The following is a 16621-nucleotide window of genomic DNA, read 5'->3' as shown; positions in this document are numbered from 1 at the left end:
TCGTCAGCTGACCCGGGCGCCCGGCGCCGGACCGTACGTCGCGTGGGCGGCCCGGCAAGTCCCGGACTCCTCAAGGGACTTGGCGATGGCAGCCGCCGCCTCCGCGTCCTTCGCCAGGAACGCGCAGGTCGGTCCGGAGCCGGAGACCAGGGCGCCGATCGCGCCGGCCTCGGTGCCGGCCCGCAGGGTCTCCGCCAGCGCGGGACGCAGCGAGATCGCCGGGGCCTGCAGGTCGTTGGTGAGCGCGGCGGCCAGTGCCACCGGGTCGCCGTCGGCGAGTGCGGCGAGCAGCGCCGGGTCGGCGTCCGGGGTGGGGACGTCGGCGTCCGAGGAGCCGGTGCCCGCCTCCTCGCGCAGCCGGTCGCACTCGCGGAAGACGGCCGGGGTGGAGAGCCCGCCGTCGGCGACCGCGAAGACCCAGTGGAAGGTGCCGGCGACCGGCAGCGGCTCCAGGATCTCGCCTCGTCCGCGCCCCAGTGCGACCCCGCCGACCAGCGCGAACGGCACGTCCGAGCCGAGCTCCGCCGCCAGCTCCAGCAGCGTCTCGAACGGGGTGTCCAGACCCCACAGCGCGTCGCAGGCCACCAGTGCCGCGGCGCCGTCCGCGCTGCCGCCCGCCATGCCGCCCGCGACCGGGATGGCCTTGGCGATGTGCAGCCGGACGTTCGGTGTGACGCCGTGGTGGGCGGCCAGCAGCCGGGCCGCCCGGGCTGCGAGGTTGCTGTCGTCCAGCGGGACGCTCGCGGCGTCGGGGCCGGTGCAGGTGAGCGTCACGCCCTCGCCGGGTTCGGCCGTCACCTCGTCGCCCAGGGCCACGGCGAAGAAGACGTTGGCCAGGTCGTGGAAGCCGTCGGCGCGCAGGCCGCCGACCCCCAGCTGGACGTTGACCTTGGCGGGCACGCGTACGGTGACGGTCACTCGGAGTCCTTCACGGGCTTGTGCTCGGCGATGGCCGCGAACTGTTCCACCGTCAGCATCTCGCCGCGCAGCCGGTGGTCGATCCCGGCGGCGGCCAACGCCTGCTCGGCGGCGGCCGGCGAGCCGGCCCAGCCGGCCAGCGCGGCGCGCAGGGTCTTGCGGCGCTGGGCGAAGGCGGCGTCCACCACGGCGAAGACCTCCTCGCGGCTGGCGGCGGTCTTCGGGGGCTCCCGGCGGATCAGCGAGACCAGGCCGGAGTCCACGTTCGGCGCGGGCCAGAAGACGTTGCGGCCGATCGCGCCGGCGCGCTTCACGTCCGCGTACCAGTTGGCCTTCACCGACGGCACGCCGTACACCTTGTTGCCGGGCTTGGCGGCGAGCCGGTCGGCGACCTCGGACTGCACCATCACCAGGGTGCGCTCGATGCTCGGGAAGGTGGCCAGCATGTGCAGCAGCACCGGGACGGCCACGTTGTAGGGCAGGTTGGCGACCAGCGCGGTCGGCGCCGGCCCCGGCAGCTCGGTGACCTCCATCGCGTCGGAGAGCACCAGGTTGAAGTTCTCGGCCTTCTCGGGCATCCGGGCCGCGACCGTGGTCGGCAGGTGCTGGGCCAGCAGCGGGTCGATCTCCACCGCCGTGACGTGCCTGGCGACCTCCAGCAGCGCAAGGGTCAGCGACCCGAGCCCGGGCCCGACCTCGACCACCGCGTCCTCGGGCGTCACCTCGGCGGCCCGGACGATCCGCCGCACCGTGTTGCCGTCGATGACGAAGTTCTGCCCGCGCTGCTTGGTCGGCTTCACGCCGAACGCCTCCGCCAGCTCGCGGATGTCGGAGGCGCCGAGGAGGTGACTGTCGGAGGGGGTGGGGTCAGTGCTGCTCACGCGCCAAGGATACGGGCGTGGGGGTGGTCAGAGTTCGACGGCCTTCCTGAGGTCGATCTCGACGGGGTAGGGCAGCTCGGTGCGGAGCACGTGCTCGTGCTGGGCGACCGGGAGGTAGACGCCCTTCTCCTCGTCGCGGTGGAACTCGTGGACGATCGGGAGGTCGTCGATGCCGCGCTCGACCCGCCAGTAGTACGGGATCTTCTTCTCGGCGTACTGGCCGGGCTTGCGGAAGCGGTCGGTAGCCCGCGTACCGTGCGAGACGACCTCGACCGCCAGGACCACGGACTCCGGCGGAAGGCATTCCAGCTCGAAGACATCGATGCCGGTCTTGTCGAACACCACGACATCCGGCTTGGTCGTATTGGCCTCGTCGAGCAGGACGCGGCGCTCGACGTTCGTCGCGTAGGGCGCGACCCGCGCGGTGCGGAGAGCCGAGTACAGCTCATCGCGCACCTGGTCATGCCACTGATTCGTCTGCCCCCGGACCACGATGACTCCGTCCACCAGATCCCATTCGAACGGCAGATCGACGTCCTTGACCTGCTCGTACGTCCAGCCCTGGGACGGCGCGTTCATCCAGTCGATCGGCTCGGCGGTCATCGCCACCTCCCTCACTGCACTCATGCTAGCCAGCATGGCAGCGCGGCAAGAGTGCCGAATCGTTTCTCCACGACCCGATCTTCGCGCGAGTCGCACCCGTGTGTCAGTACCCGAACGCCCGCGCCGTGTTCGCCGCGATCGCCGTGGCCAGCTCGTCCTCGTGCAGGTCGAGCGTCGCCGCCATCGAGCGGACCGTGACCGGGATCAGGTACGGCGCGTTGGGGCGGCCCCGGTACGGGTGCGGAGTGAGGAAGGGGGCGTCGGTCTCGACCAGGATCCGGTCCAGCGGGGTGGCGGCCAGGGCGTCCCGCAGCGGCTGGTTGGCCTTGAAGGTGACCGGGCCCGCGAAGGAGAGGTACCAACCGTGCTCGGCGCAGGTCTTGGCCATCGCGGCGTCGCCGGAGTAGCAGTGGAAGACCGTCCGCTCGGGCGCGCCCTCCTCCAGCAGGACGGCGATGACGTCCTCGTGGGCGTCCCGGTCGTGGATGACCAGCGCCTTGCCGTGCCGCTTGGCGATCTCGATGTGCCGCCGGAAGGACTCCTTCTGCAGGTCCACGCCCTCGGGCCCGGTACGGAAGTAGTCCAGCCCGGTCTCGCCGACGGCCTTCACCTGCGGCAGCGCCGCCAGCGCGTCTATCTCGGCGAGCGCCGCGTCCAGCGCCGTCATCCCGCCGGCCGGGCGCTGCTGCCCGGACCAGCCGTCGGGGTCGCCGAGGAAGATCCTCGGCGCCTCGTTGGGGTGCAGCGCCACCGCGGCGTGCACCTGCTCGAACTCCTCGGCCAGGGACGCCGCCCAGCGCGAACCGGGCACGTCGCAGCCCACCTGGACGACCGTGGTCACCCCGACCGAAGCGGCCTTGGCCAGGCCCTCGGCGGGGGTGCCGGACTGCATGTCCAGGTGGGTGTGCGAATCGGCCACCGCCACCGCCAACGGCTCGGGCAGCGGCGGCGGGGTCGACCGGTCGGCGTCCTTGGCCATCAGGCGGCGGGCTTCTCTTCGAGACGGGGGAACAGGATGTCGCCCTTGGTGACGGTGGTCCCGGCGGGCAGCCGGCCCCAGTCGGCGACGGTGGCGATGGTCTGCTCGCCCAGCGCGCCCAGCGACTCCTCCGCGCCGAGCGAGTCCCACAGCTTCTGCGAGGCGACCGGCATCAGCGGGTTGAGGAGCACCGCGGTGGCCCGCAGCGCCTCGGCCGCGGTGTAGAGGATGGTGGCCAGACGGGCCTGGCCCTCCTCGGACTCGTCCTTGGCGACCTTCCACGGCTCCTGCTCGGTCAGGTAGCCGTTGACCAGCTTGATGAAGTCGAAGACCGCCGCGATGCCGCCCGCGAAGTCCAGCTCCTCGCCGATCTTGCGATCGGCCAGCTCGGCGGCCTTGGCCAGCCCGTCACGGACGGCCTGCTCGGCCGCACCGGCGGCGGTCGCCGCCGGCAGCGTGCCCTCGAAGTACTTGCCGACCATGGCCGCCACCCGCGAGGCCAGGTTGCCGAAGTCGTTGGCCAGCTCGGAGGTGTACCGGGCGGTGAAGTCCTCCCAGGAGAACGAGCCGTCGGTGCCGAACGGGATCGCCCGCAGGAAGTAGTAGCGGTACGCGTCCACGCCGAAGTGCGAGGTCAGGTCGGTCGGCGCGATACCGGTCAGGTTGGACTTGGACATCTTCTCGCCGCCGACCATCAGCCAACCGTTGGCGACGACCCGCTTGGGCAGCGGCAGACCGGCGGCCATCAGCATCGCGGGCCAGATCACCGCGTGGAATCGCAGGATGTCCTTGCCGACCAGGTGCACCGAGGCCGGCCACAGCTGCTCGAAGCGCGCCTGGTCCGCGCCGTAACCGGCGGCGGTGATGTAGTTCTGCAGCGCGTCCACCCACACGTACAGCACGTGCTTCTCGTCCCAGGGCAGCGGCACGCCCCAGTTGAAGGTGGACCGGGAGATCGACAGGTCCTTGAGGTCCTGCTCGACGAAGCGCAGCACCTCGTTGCGGGCGGAGGCGGGCGCGATGAAGTCGGGGTTCTGGGCGTAGAACTCCAGCAGCTTCGGACCGTAGGCGGACAGCCGGAAGAAGTAGTTCTCCTCCTCCAGCCACTCGACCGGCCTCTTGTGCACGGCGCAGAGCTTCTCGTCGTCGCTCGCGCCCGGCAGCAGCTCACCGGGGAGCTTGTACTCCTCGCAGGCCACGCAGTACGGGCCGGAGTAGCCGCCCTTGTAGATCTCGCCCTTGTCGTACAGGTCCTGGACGAACTCCTGGACGCGGTCGGTGTGCCGCTTCTGGGTGGTCCGGATGAAGTCGTCGTTGGCGATGTTCAGGTGCTGCCAGAGCGGCTTCCACGCCTCCTCGACCAGCTTGTCGCACCACTCCTGCGGGGTGACGCCGTTGGCCTCCGCCGTGCGCAGGATCTTCTGACCGTGCTCGTCCGTACCGGTCAGGTACCACACCTGCTCGCCGCGCTGGCGGTGCCAGCGGGTGAGTACGTCGCCCGCGACGGTCGTGTACGCGTGGCCCAGGTGCGGGCGATCGTTCACGTAGTAGATCGGGGTGGTGACGTAGTACGCCGAGTCGGAGCGCTCGGTGGTGCTGTGGTCTTCAGTGGCCGCCATGCTCCGAAATCTTAGCCGCGCGAAGGAACCGCCCTCGACCGACTTACTCGGGGGTGGCCCCTTCGGTTGCGCGTTTCCCGCTACCGCCCTCCGCTGCGCGGATCCGCTCAGGCGGCGCGGCCGAACATGCCCCGCAACCACGCTCGGAACCCGCGCCGCACCCGGACGGGGCGGTCGATCGGCGCGTCCTCCGGCTCGGCGTGCCTGGCGTAACCGGGACCGTGGTGCCAGGGCTGCTCGGCGGTGGCGACCCGGCCCGCCCGCATGATCCGCACCTTGTGCCCGCCACATCCCGGGCAGGTCGGCTGGCGCAGCGGCGACGGCACCCGGACACCGTTCGCGTGGTACTCGAACACCGTGTGTCCGTCCTTGGCCACGTGGTGCTCGATCTCGTAGGCCTGCTCCCACCCATAACCGCAGCTCAGGCAGGCGAAGGAGTACGCCTCCCGGACGGTCTCCACGGGGGTGGGCGGCCTGCTCGTCAGGCCGAGACCGGCCGACGCGGTGTCGCGCACTGCACTGCCACTCAGAGGGCTACCGATCGTCTCGCTCATAGCCGTCTCCCAGCGCCCGCCGGACGTCCGTCCGGCTCGGGTCTTTCCCTCTCAGGGAATGCCCGGGACATGCCTTTCGCTACCCGGCTTGCCAAGTCTTGGCGCCGAATTGGAGAGGGCTGTAGAAAGCCGTCGACGACTGGTAGCTCGGGGGCGTGTCCCGGGTCTTCCTTCCAGGGTAGGACCGGGTGAACACCTCGGCACCCGCATCCTGAGCTGCGGCGTTCGGGTGAAGTCGGCCGCCGCCGGTCAGGCGCCGTGCTTGGCCGCCACCACCGCGTCGAAGACCTCCCGCTTCGGTAGCCCGAGCTCCGCCGCCACCGCTGCGATGGCCTCCTTGCGGCGCTCCCCGGCCTCCTCGCGGGCCGCCACCAGCTCGGCCAGCTGCGCCGGGCCGTACTCCTTCGGCGCGGCCGGCGGCGCGCCCGCGACCACCACGGTGATCTCGCCCTTGACGCCGTCCGCCGCCCACTCGGCCAGCTCGCCCAGCGGGCCGCGCCTGACCTCCTCGTACGTCTTGGTCAGCTCGCGGCAGACCGCGGCCGGACGGTCCTCGCCGAAGGCCGCCGCCATCGCCTCCAGGGTCTCGGCGATCCGGTGCGGTGCCTCGAAGAACACCATGGTGCGCGGCTCGGCCGCGATCTCCGCCAGCTGCCGGGAGCGGTCGCCTGCCTTGCGCGGCAGGAAGCCCTCGAAGGTGAACCGGTCCACCGGCAGGCCGGACAGCGCCAGGGCGGTGAGCACCGCGGACGGCCCCGGCACCGCGGTCACCTTGATCTCGGCGTTCACCGCGGCGTCCACCAGCCGGTAGCCCGGGTCGGAGACCGAGGGCATCCCGGCGTCCGTCACCAGCAGCACCCGCGCGCCGCCGCGCAGCGCCTCCACCAGCTCGGGTGTCCGGGCCACCTCGTTGCCCTCGAAGTACGAGACCACCCGCCCGACCGGGGTCACCCCCAGTGCCTGGGTGAGCCTCCGCAGCCGCCGGGTGTCCTCGGCGGCGATCACGTCCGCCGTCGCCAGCTCCGTCAGCAGTCTGGGCGGCGCGTCCGAAACATCACCGATGGGCGTCCCTGCGAGAACCAGTACTCCTGTCACACCCCCATCCTCCCAGAGCGGCGGCCCGGCCCTTCCCGGTGAACGGCGACGCCCGGGGGCGCGCGCGGCCGGGCCGGCGCAACCGTACGGCCTGCGGCCCCGCGGCCCGGACAGTCGCCCCCGTCCCGGGGCACCGCCCCGGCCGACCGCCGTGGAAAGCCGCCCGTGCCGCCCCCTCACCGGCCGAGTACCCCTTGCCTGATCATGCCCCGCCCCTACGATGTGGCGGGTGAGCGGCGAGAAGGCACCCGAGAGGCCCATGGGCGTGGACCACCCCGAGCAGGGCGGCCTCGCCGTACTGCCCGCGCCCGACCACCGACCGCCCGCGGCGGGCGTCCCGGCCCCGCGCGCGGCGGCCGGTCCGCGCTCGGTCTGGGCGCGCCGGCTGGCCGGGTACGGCTACCGTGCCCCGGTCCGCCCAGAACCCGCCGAACAGCTGGTCCCCCCGATGCCGGACGGCCCCGGGGTCACCCCGCACCGGGTCGAGCCCTCACCGCTCCTGGCGAGGTTCGGCGTCACTCTTCCGGCCCCGCTCTGGTCCTGGCTCTGCCGCTGGTCGGGCTGGCTCGGCCCGCTCGCGGTGGCCCTGTTCGGCGGAGTGCTGCGGTTCTGGGGCCTCGGCGAACCGAACTCCCTGATCTTCGACGAGACGTACTACGCCAAGGACGCGTACGCGCTCTGGCACGTCGGCTACGAGACCAGCTGGCCGGACGACGCCAACGCGCAGATCGTGGCCGCGCACCCGAGCGTCCCGTTCCGCACCGACGCGGCGTACATCGTGCACCCGCCGGTCGGGAAGTGGTTGATCGGCATCGGGGAGCAGCTGTTCGGGATGCACCCGTTCGGCTGGCGGTTCATGGTGGCGGTGCTCGGGACGCTCTCGATCCTGATGCTGGCCCGGATCGCCCGCCGGCTGCTGCGCTCGACCCTGCTGGGCTGCGTCGCGGGCCTGCTGCTGAGCGTCGACGGCCTGCACTTCGTGATGAGCCGCTCCGCGCTGCTCGACCTGATCGTCATGTTCTGGATGCTGGCGGCCTTCGGCTGCCTGCTGCTGGACCGTGACCGCACCCGGGCCCTGATCGCCCGACGCCTGGAGACCCGGCCGGGCGGCGAGTGGCTGAGCCTGGGCTGGCGTCCGTGGCGGCTGGCGGCCGCCGTCTGCATCGGCCTGACCTGCGCCACCAAGTGGAGCGGGATGTACGTGCTGCTGGCGTTCTGGCTGCTCGGCGCCGGCTGGGACATCGGCGCCCGGCGACTGGCCGGGGCCCGGCACTGGCTGCGGCTCGGCCTGTGGGACGCGACGATCGCGCTGCCGGTGCTCACCCTGATCTCGATCGGGGTGTACCTGGCCTCCTGGACCGGCTGGTTCCTCAGCAGCGACGTCCCCGGCCAGGGCGGTTACGGCCGGGACTGGGCGGTGCACCGCGCCGGGCTGTCGCCGGAGTACGTGTTCGGCGTGAAGATGCCCTTCCAGTTCGACATGACCTGGGTGCCGGACGCGCTGCGCAGCCTGTGGCACTACCACGCGACGATGTACAGCTTCCACGTCAACCTGCGCGACCCGCACACCTACCAGTCGAACCCGTGGAGCTGGCTGTTCCTGGGCCGGCCGGTCTCGTACTTCTACGACTCCCCGAAGTACGGCCAGTCCGGCTGCACCGCCAACGAGTGCGCCCGCGAGGTGCTCGGCATCGGCACCCCGCTGCTGTGGTGGGCGGGCATCGCCGCACTGGCGTACTGCCTGTACCGCTGGGCGCTGCGGCGGGACTGGCGGGCCGGCGCGGTGCTCTGCGGCGTGGCGGCGGGCTACCTGCCCTGGTTCATGTACCAGCAGCGGACCATCTTCCTCTTCTACGCGGTCGCCTTCGTCCCGTTCCTGGTGCTGGCCGTGACGATGCTGGTCGGCGCGCTGATCGGCCCGCCGGACGCCACCCACGACCGCCGGGTGATCGGCACCACGGCGGCGGCGCTGCTGGTGCTCGCGATCATGTGGAACTTCCTGTACTTCCTGCCGCTGTACACCGGCGAGATGATCCCGATGAGCGACTGGCGCGCCAGGATGTGGTTCACCAGCTGGATCTGACACCGGATCCGCCGCAGAGGTCGAGACCTCCGGTACCGAATGCGTCACGAGCGCGGACGCTCCGTGGGGCTGCCGAGACCGCCCGCCTAGGGTAGGTCGGACACCGTCTGAACGCGGGGGGAACCGCAGCATGCACAAGGGCGTGAAGATAGGGATCGGCGTCGTCTGCACCGGGATGCTCTCGGTCGCCGGCTACGGCGTGTACAACGTCGCCGATGCGCTGATGGACGGGAGGACCGGCCAGTCGGACGCGCAGCCGCAGGTCCGTACGGTGGTCACCAAACCCCCGAGCCCCCAGCAGGCCGAGGACGCGGCGAACGCCTTCCTAGCCGCCTGGGCGAAGGGCGACTTCCAGGCCGCGGCCGCGCTGACCGACCAGCCCGAAAGCGCCACCGCCGCGCTGGCGGCCTTCCGGGAGAAGGTGCGGCCGAGCTCGATCACGCTGGCCGTCACCGGCCCGGACCCGGCGGTCGGGGCCCCGTCGCCGAGGCCGTCCGCACCGGCGGGACAGCTCTCGCTGGGCTTCAAGGCCACCTTGCACTTCGCGGGTTCGGAGGCGGCCTGGAGCTACGACAGTACGCTCGGGATGGTCCGGATGAGCGACGGCAAGAGCGCCGTGCACTGGACCCCGACCGTGATCCACCCGCAGTTGACCGCGGGCAGGAGCATCGCCGTCCGGCCGCTGCCCGCCTCGTCCGCCGACTCGCTGACGGACCGCGACGGCCAGTCCCTGGCCGGCTACCCCTCGCTCCAGCCGCTGCTGGGTGAACTGGGCGATCGGGTACCGGCGGGCGCGTCCGGCACGGCCGGCAGCGCCGTGATGATCACCGACGACAGCGGTGAGGGCAGCTCCGAGAAACTCTTCACCGTCACCGAGCCGAAGGCCGGGCAGAAGTCCAGACTGACTATCGACGGCAAGCTCCAGGCGGCCGCCGAGCAGGCCGTACGGGATGCCTCCGCCGACGGCAGCAGGCCCGCCTCGCTGGTGGCCGTCGAGCCCAGCAGCGGGAAGATCCTGGCCTTCGCCAACGCCCCGGCCAGCGGCCAGAACCGGGCCTTCCTCGGCGCGATCGCGCCCGGCTCCACCATGAAGGTGATCACCGCCGCGGCCCTGCTGGAGAGCGGCGTCCCGGCCGACTCGGCCATGCCGTGCAAGCAGAACTACTCGGTGAACGGCTTCAGTTTCAAGAACGACGACGACGAGTCGGGCGAGGACTGGAGCTTCAGCAAGGACTTCGCCCAGTCCTGCAACACCGCCTTCATCCAGCAGGGCATGACCACCCTCACCGGCAGCCAACTCCAGGACACCGCACGGAAGTTCTTCAACATCGGACCGACCTGGAAGACCGGCCTCAAGCTGTCCCCGGCCAAGGTCCCGGCACCGGGCAGCGCCACCGAGCGGGCCGCCCAGCTGATCGGCCAGGGCCAGATCACCATGAACTCCCTCACCATGGCCTCGGTCGCCGCCACCGTCCAGAACGGCACCTTCCACCAGCCGATCCTCATCCCCGGCTACGACCAGATCCCGGCCGAGCGCAAGCTCTCCGCGTCCACCCTGAAGTCGCTGCGCCGGATGATGCACCTGACCGTCACCAGCGGCACCGCCCGCTCCGCGATGTCCGGGATCGGCGGGGACACCGGCGCCAAGACCGGCACCGCCCAGGTCGGCGGCCAGTCCTCGGACAACAGCTGGTTCACCGCCTACCGCGACGACCTCGCGGTGGCCGCCGAGGTCCAGGGCGGCGGCCACGGCTCCGAGGCCGCCGGACCGGCCGCCGCCCAGGTGCTCCGCGTCGGCAACCAGGACTGACCGGCTCTCCGCCCGGTACGCGCCGTCAGCCCTCCCCGGCCGCTCAGCTCTTCCCGTAGACGGCCTCGACGTTGTCACTGGCCGGGTGGCTGCGCCCGGCCGGGCCGGCGGCGAACGCCCGCAGCAGGTTCTCGGTGACCCGCCGGGTCATCGCTCCGGTCCTGCCGTCCATCCCGTGGTCGGCCCGGCCGCCGCCGGGCCCGTCGGCGTCCAGCGACTCCACCCAGCGCATCGTTCCGCTGGCGAACACCCCGGCACCGCTGGGCACCGTGTAGTACGCGGAGTCCGCGAAGCTGCGCCGCCCGTCGCAGACCACCAACGAGTGCGCCAGGATCTCGATCGGCCGGGGCGTCGGAAAGCCGGTGAGCACCCGGTCGTACTCGACCCCGACCAGGTGCGCGAAGCTGTCGCCCGCTCCGACCCCCGTCCCGGCGAACAGCCAGTGGCCCGGGTTGGTCACCACGTAGGGGGCGTCCACCGGGTAGCCGTCGTAGATCACCCCGAGCAGCGAGCTCTCCGGGTCGGGATCCGGCTGCTCCCGGTAGTCGGTGGTCGCGGGCTTCCCCGCCCGGTAGCCGGGGTCCTCCTGCCAGGCACCCTTGTAGCAGACCACGGTGCGGTCCGGACCGAGGGCCGAGGGCTCGAAGCGGATCCGGCGGAAGCAGCAGTTGGCGCCCAGGATCGCGAGGTTGGTCCCGGCGTCCCGGGCTGCGGTGAAGTGCTGCCGCTGCTCCGGCGACCAGTACTCGTCATGTCCCAGCGACAGCACGGCGGTTGCCCCGTGCAACAGCTCCGGCTCACGGGCCACGTCCACCCCGGTGGTGTACGCCAGCGGCAGGTCGAGCCGCTCCGCCAGCGCGACCAGCGGCGCCTCGTACACCAGGAACAGTCCGGCGCCGTTGTCGTACAGGTACGGCCGGTCGAAGGTCACCTCCAGCGAACGGGTCGCCAGCCCGCCGGTCGGACCGTTGTAGAGGCTGTAGCCGCCCCACTCGTTGTACGCCTGCCAGGTGGCCGGGGCGTTGACGATCACCGTCTTCCCCGCGGTCGTGGCCGACCGCACGGTGACCGGGACGAACCGCTGCCCCGAGCCGTCCTCGGCGTCCAGCCGGAGCAGATAACTGCCCTCCGGCCAGCCCTCGGTGTCCACCGTGGTGCTCCTGGCCCAGTCGGTGCGGACCGTCCTGGTCCGCCCGTCGACCGTCGGATCGCCCTGCCTGCTGCCCGGAAGCCGCTCGGACCGCCACACCAGCCGGCCCCGCGCACCCCCGTACCAGCCCATCCGGTACGCCGACACGGTGAAATGCGGCGCGGTGGTCGACACGTACAGACCGAACCGCTCACCCGGCAGCACACTCACCCGGTCGGCGTACCCCTCGATCGCCCGCGCCGGACCGGCCTTCGTCACCCCCCAGTCGGCGTTGCCCGGCCGGGCGTTCTCGGCCGAGGTCGCGGACGGGCTCGGCGACGGCGTGCCCGCCGGCCTTCCCGCGACCGCCGCGCTCGCGGCGGCGGCCCCACCCGGCGTACCGGCGGCGTCGCAGGCACTCAGCCCGGCCGCGGCCCCCACCGCCATTCCCAGAAACCGCCGCCGCCCAGTGCCCATGCCCGACTCCCGTACCACCCGTGACTCCCCCGCCGGCACCGCACCGCGCGGCCTGTCGATACGCATCCAACCTCCGATCGCGCCCGGGAGCATCCCCGACGGCCCACCAACGTGCCGTCGGCGCGTGCGTGGCGAACGCCGAGGGGCCGCCGGGGAGAGATCCTCCCCGACGGCCCCTCAACCCGGCACGCGGGCGGCTCCGGCCGACGCTCAGCCGGTCGTGCTGAGCTCGGTCTCGGCCCGGTTGAGCTTGGAGTGCCTGACGCTGTAACCGAAGTAGACGGCGGCCGCCAGCACGAGGGCGATCCCGAAGAACAGGAAGGTCAGCGGGTGCAGCCCGTAGATCAGGTAGACGCAGAAGCCGACGCTGAGCAGCGGGACCACCGGGTAGCCGGGCACCCTGAAGCCGCGCGGCAGGTGCGGCTGGGTGCGGCGCAGGATGATCACGCCGATCGAGACCACCGAGAAGGCGACCAGGGTGCCGAGGCTGGTCAGGTCGGTGAGGATGTCCAGCGGCACGAAGGCGGCCAGGGCGGCGACGCCGATGCCGACCACCAGGGTGTTCCAGACCGGGGTGCCGGTCTTCGGGGAGATCTCGGCGAACTTCTTCGGCAGCATGCCGTCGCGGCCCATCGAATACAGGATGCGGGTCTGGCCGTAGATCACCACCAGGGTGACGCTGAAGATCGAGATGATCGCGCCGAGCGCGAACATCAGGCCCGGCCAGCTCTGCCCGGTGATGTCCTGGAGGATCTGCGCGAGCCCGGCCTCCTGGCCGTCGAACTTCTGCCACGACTGGGCGCCGAGGGCGGCGATGGCCACACCGATGTACAGCAGGGTGACCACCACCAGCGAAATGATGATCGCCAGCGGCAGGGTGCGGCGGGGGTTCTTCACCTCCTCACCCGCCGTGGAGACCGCGTCCAGGCCGATGAACGAGAAGAAGATGCTGGACGCCGCCACCTGGACGCCGCCGAAGCCGAGCGGCATGAAGGGGCTCAGGTTGCCGGAGTGGAAGCCGGTCAGGCCGATCGCGATGAAGAGCAGCAAGATCACGATCTTGATGCCGACCATGGTCGCGTTGACCTTGGCCGACTCGCTGACCCCGCGGATCAGCAGCACGACCACCATGGCCACCAGGATCACGGCGGGCAGGTTGAAGTACCCGCCGTCGCCGGGCGGCTGCGCCATCCACTCGGGGATCCGGAAACCGAAGGCCAGGTCGGAGAACTTGTTCAGGTACTGGCCCCAGCTCACCGCGATCGCGGAGGCCGAGACCCCGTACTCCAGCAGCAGGCAGACGCCCACCCCGAAGGCCACGATCTCGCCGAGCGTCGCGTAGGCGTAGCTGTACGAGGAGCCCGACACCGGGATGGCGGAGGCCATCTCGGCGTAGCAGAGCGCCGTCAGGCCGGCCGTGACCGCCGCGAGCACGAAGGACACGATCACCGCAGGGCCCGCCTCGGGAACCGCGCTGCTCAGCACGAAGAAGATGCCGGTTCCGACGGTCGCCCCGATGCCGATCGAGGACAGCTGCCACAGCCCGATCGAGCGGCGCAGGTGGATCCCGGAACGGCCGCCCTCCTCGGGCGCCCCGGCGGGCAGGCCCTCGGGCGAACCGGCTTCGGCGATCAGGGTGTCGATGGGCTTCCGTCTGAACAGACGCGCGCTGGTGGGGCTATGGGTGGTCAACGCGTGGTTCCTTCTAGGCGGTGGAGGGTGTCCTAGCTGGCTGTGCCGCGGCCGCTCCGTGGGGAGAGTGGGCGGACCAACCGCACAAAGATGGGACAGTACCCCGCGAATCCACCAGTGGCGCAAACGGTGAACGGCGAGGTCCGCCTTATACGAATCGTCGCATGTGCTCCAACAAACCGGACAGAAAGCAGGCGGCGCGGCGGGACCCCTGCGTCGGTCCGGCAGGTCACACGGGGTGCCGGTACGCCGAAACGCACAGGTCGGCGCCGGTCGGGGCGCCACAGACCCCCGAATGTGTCCACAGGCTGTGGATCCACCGCGGGGCGCGTCGGCCGGATCCGAACCACCCAGCACCGGCTTCTCCCGACGCAGCGTCGGAAGCCCGACGGCAGGAGGCGCCCACAGGATCCTGACGAACTCTCCCCGCGCAAAACCCCGGGACCACCGTTTCTCCTTCTCCGGCAAGGCAGTTCGGGCACCCGTGGAGCATTGGTCTTTCCCAACTGATGATCCATAGGATCGAGTCCGTGACGACCATGAGACGACGATTGCCGGTCAGGCGGCCGCTGGGCCTGCTGGCCGCGCTGGCGATATCCGCCGGGGCCCTGCTCAGCGGGCTGCCCGCGCAGGCGGACGAGACCACCCCCAGCAGCCCCACCAGTTCCGAGGCCCCACGGGTCGACCTGATCCTGGATGTCAGCGGCTCGATGCGGACCGCCGACATCCAGGGCAAGAGCCGGATCTCGGTCGCCCAGCAGTCCATCGACGAGGTGATCGACGCACTGCCGGCCGAGACCGAGTTCGGCATCCGCACGCTCGGCGCGACCTACCCCGGCAACGAGCAGGCCATGGGCTGCAAGGACACCCAGCAGCTGTTCCCGATCGGAAAGACCAACAAGGTCGAGGCCAAGACCGCCGTGGCCACCCTCCGCCCCACCGGCTGGACGCCGATCGGGCTCGCCCTGCGCGAAGCCGCCAAGGACCTCGGCAGCGGCCAGACCACCCGCCGGGTGGTGCTGATCACCGACGGCGAGGACACCTGCGCCCCGCCCGACCCCTGCGACGTGGCCCGCGAACTCGCCGCCCAGGGCACCCACCTGGTGGTGGACACCCTCGGCCTGGCCCACGACGACAAGACGCGCCAGCAACTGCTCTGCATCGCGGGCGCGACCGGCGGTACCTACACCGACGTCCGCAGCCAGGAACAGCTCACCGGCAAGGTGAAGCAGATCGTCCAGCAGAACGCCGACACCTACAAGGTGACGCCCGCCAAGACCGCCGGCACCGACAAGTGCGAGACCGCACCGCTGCTGACCCCCGGCGTCTACAGCGACCGGGAGAAGTTCTCCGAGCACCGCGTCTACCGGGTGCCGGTCAAGGCGGGCCAGGAGCTGCGGGCCTCGGTCAGCGTCGCGATGGACCGCGCCGTCGCCCGTGACTACGGCGTGCTGCTGCAGGCCACCGACCCGACGGGACAGGAACTGGTCCGCGGCACGGACGCGGGCAGCGGTCGCACCGACGTCGTCTCGACCGGTGTGCGCTGGTCCGCGTCCGGGACGACCGCCGCGAAGGCCACCGCGACCGGCAGCTCGGCGGCCACCAACGCCGACCACACGGTCTGCCTGGTCGTCAGCAACTCCTTCGCCCCGCAGCCGGGCGTGTCCGCCGATCCCGGACTGCCGCTGGAGCTGACCGTGGACGTGGCCGCCGCCTCCCCCGCCCCCGACGGCCCGGCCGCCGGGCTCGGCCGTGGCTGGGTGCTGCTGCTGGTGCTCACCGGCGCCGGTCTGCTGACCGGTCTGGTCTTCGGCTGGCTGGCACGCTGGCGGATCGCCATCTGGCAGGAGAACTGACGATGCGCACGAGACTCACCACCACGCCGCACCGCCTCGCCGCGGGCGCGCTGCTCGCGCTCGGACTGCTGCCGGCCCTGGCCCCGGCCGCCTCGGCGGCCTCGCCCTCGGCGAGCCCGGCCGGCAGGAACCAGGCCCCCGCCACCACCTCGGGCACCTCCTTCCTGACCGCGACCACCCTGGCAGCCGGCCAGGAGGCCAACGTGTCGGCCTCCACCGGCGACTACCTCTACTGGGCGTTCCCCGCCTCCGAGGGCCAGACCGACACCGTGCAGGTGACCGTCGCCCTGCCTTCCGGCACGGACCGGCACGGACCGCAGACCTGGGCGGTGGAGCTCTTCGACGGGCTGCGCCGGCGCCAGTCCTGCACCGCCGGACCGCAGAACGCCGCGGCAACGCCCAAGGACACCTCGCTCTCGGTCAGCTGCACCCTGCGGCAGATCCGCTCCTGGGCCGAGCCCTGGTCCGGTGACCCGCTGCCGGGTACGTACTACATCCGGCTCACCACCAGCGACGTGGACCAGCAGGACCTCGGCCTCGCGGCCCAGGTCAAGCTGCACATCACCGCCAAGGGCGGGGCGGACGACGCCCAGCCCGAGGGCGGCGAGCTGAAGGCGCCGCTGGCGCCCCCGGTCAACGCCGGCTCGCCCTCCGCCGGCGCCTCCACCGCGCCCACCGCGGCGGCGGACGGCTCCGACGCCACCCGGGCCGCCGCACCGGCCCAGCCGAAGACCCACTGGTACTCCGACCTGTTCTCCGGCTGGAACACCCGGTGGTTCTGGACCCTCGGCGGTGGCGCCCTGGCCGCCCTGGCCGGCGTCGCGGGCTACAAGCTGACCCGTCATCCGCGCGGCAGCCGGCTCACCCGGCACCCCGGCCCGCAGGGCTGACCCGGACCGGCCCGACGACGGGCCCGGAGCCGCAT

At 71.8% G+C, this 16621-nt stretch carries 13 protein-coding genes; 4 read left to right on the top strand and 9 right to left on the bottom strand.

What is annotated here, in order from left to right:
- Nucleotides 1–3: 3 nt before the first annotated feature.
- From ACWDAK_RS28290 to rsmI, 7 genes are all read right to left on the bottom strand, one after another.
- Nucleotides 4–918, bottom strand: coding sequence for a 4-(cytidine 5'-diphospho)-2-C-methyl-D-erythritol kinase (locus ACWDAK_RS28290; protein WP_427395104.1), 915 nt, complete (start codon nucleotides 916–918; stop codon nucleotides 4–6).
- Entirely contained in the window at nucleotides 915–1799 is an 885-nt protein-coding gene (gene rsmA, locus ACWDAK_RS28285; protein ID WP_344640191.1) for a 16S rRNA (adenine(1518)-N(6)/adenine(1519)-N(6))-dimethyltransferase RsmA, read from the bottom strand. Before rsmA ends, ACWDAK_RS28290 begins: the two co-directional genes overlap by 4 nt.
- A gap of 27 nt (nucleotides 1800–1826) precedes the next feature.
- The gene (locus ACWDAK_RS28280; protein ID WP_344640190.1) at nucleotides 1827–2426 is read right to left on the bottom strand and encodes a Uma2 family endonuclease; all 600 of its coding nucleotides are present in this window, start codon (nucleotides 2424–2426) and stop codon (nucleotides 1827–1829) included.
- Nucleotides 2427–2505: 79 nt separating this feature from the next.
- Nucleotides 2506–3381 (bottom strand): TatD family hydrolase, encoded by an 876-nt coding sequence (locus tag ACWDAK_RS28275; protein WP_344640189.1) that lies wholly within the window; start codon nucleotides 3379–3381, stop codon nucleotides 2506–2508.
- A complete protein-coding gene (gene metG / locus ACWDAK_RS28270; protein ID WP_344640188.1) occupies nucleotides 3381–5000 on the bottom strand; it encodes a methionine--tRNA ligase in 1620 nt (539 codons plus the stop codon). Before metG ends, ACWDAK_RS28275 begins: the two co-directional genes overlap by 1 nt.
- 107 nt (nucleotides 5001–5107) lie before the next feature.
- Entirely contained in the window at nucleotides 5108–5554 is a 447-nt protein-coding gene (locus tag ACWDAK_RS28265) for a hypothetical protein (RefSeq protein WP_344640187.1), read from the bottom strand.
- A 249-nt stretch (nucleotides 5555–5803) separates the two neighbouring features.
- On the bottom strand, nucleotides 5804–6649 hold the full coding sequence (gene rsmI, locus ACWDAK_RS28260; RefSeq protein ID WP_344640186.1) for a 16S rRNA (cytidine(1402)-2'-O)-methyltransferase: 846 nt from the start codon (nucleotides 6647–6649) through the stop codon (nucleotides 5804–5806).
- A 259-nt stretch (nucleotides 6650–6908) separates the two neighbouring features.
- On the opposite strand from rsmI, the gene ACWDAK_RS28255 reads away from it, so the two are divergent.
- Entirely contained in the window at nucleotides 6909–8732 is a 1824-nt protein-coding gene (locus ACWDAK_RS28255) for a dolichyl-phosphate-mannose--protein mannosyltransferase (RefSeq protein WP_344640228.1), read from the top strand.
- Between the two features lie 130 nt (nucleotides 8733–8862).
- The gene (locus tag ACWDAK_RS28250; protein ID WP_427395105.1) at nucleotides 8863–10542 is read left to right on the top strand and encodes a penicillin-binding transpeptidase domain-containing protein; all 1680 of its coding nucleotides are present in this window, start codon (nucleotides 8863–8865) and stop codon (nucleotides 10540–10542) included.
- A 43-nt stretch (nucleotides 10543–10585) separates the two neighbouring features.
- Here ACWDAK_RS28250 and ACWDAK_RS28245 read toward each other — a convergent pair whose 3' ends face one another.
- Together ACWDAK_RS28245 and ACWDAK_RS28240 are read right to left on the bottom strand one after the other, a co-directional pair.
- Nucleotides 10586–12214 carry a N,N-dimethylformamidase beta subunit family domain-containing protein gene (locus tag ACWDAK_RS28245; RefSeq protein ID WP_427395106.1) on the bottom strand — a complete coding sequence of 543 codons (1629 nt, stop codon included), beginning with the start codon at nucleotides 12212–12214 and terminating at the stop codon, nucleotides 10586–10588.
- 144 nt (nucleotides 12215–12358) lie between these two features.
- On the bottom strand, nucleotides 12359–13840 hold the full coding sequence (locus tag ACWDAK_RS28240; protein ID WP_344640184.1) for an amino acid permease: 1482 nt from the start codon (nucleotides 13838–13840) through the stop codon (nucleotides 12359–12361).
- A 539-nt stretch (nucleotides 13841–14379) separates the two neighbouring features.
- On the opposite strand from ACWDAK_RS28240, the gene ACWDAK_RS28235 reads away from it, so the two are divergent.
- Together ACWDAK_RS28235 and ACWDAK_RS28230 are read left to right on the top strand one after the other, a co-directional pair.
- Nucleotides 14380–15696 carry a VWA domain-containing protein gene (locus ACWDAK_RS28235; protein ID WP_344640226.1) on the top strand — a complete coding sequence of 439 codons (1317 nt, stop codon included), beginning with the start codon at nucleotides 14380–14382 and terminating at the stop codon, nucleotides 15694–15696.
- A 2-nt stretch (nucleotides 15697–15698) separates the two neighbouring features.
- Nucleotides 15699–16586, top strand: a complete 888-nt coding sequence (locus tag ACWDAK_RS28230; RefSeq protein ID WP_427395107.1) for a peptidase — start codon at nucleotides 15699–15701, stop codon at nucleotides 16584–16586.
- Nucleotides 16587–16621: the final 35 nt, after the last annotated feature.

Source organism: Kitasatospora sp. NPDC001175 (assembly GCF_053598215.1).
Note: the sequence above shows the minus strand (reverse complement) of the source record. Positions and strands in the feature narration are given on the sequence as shown.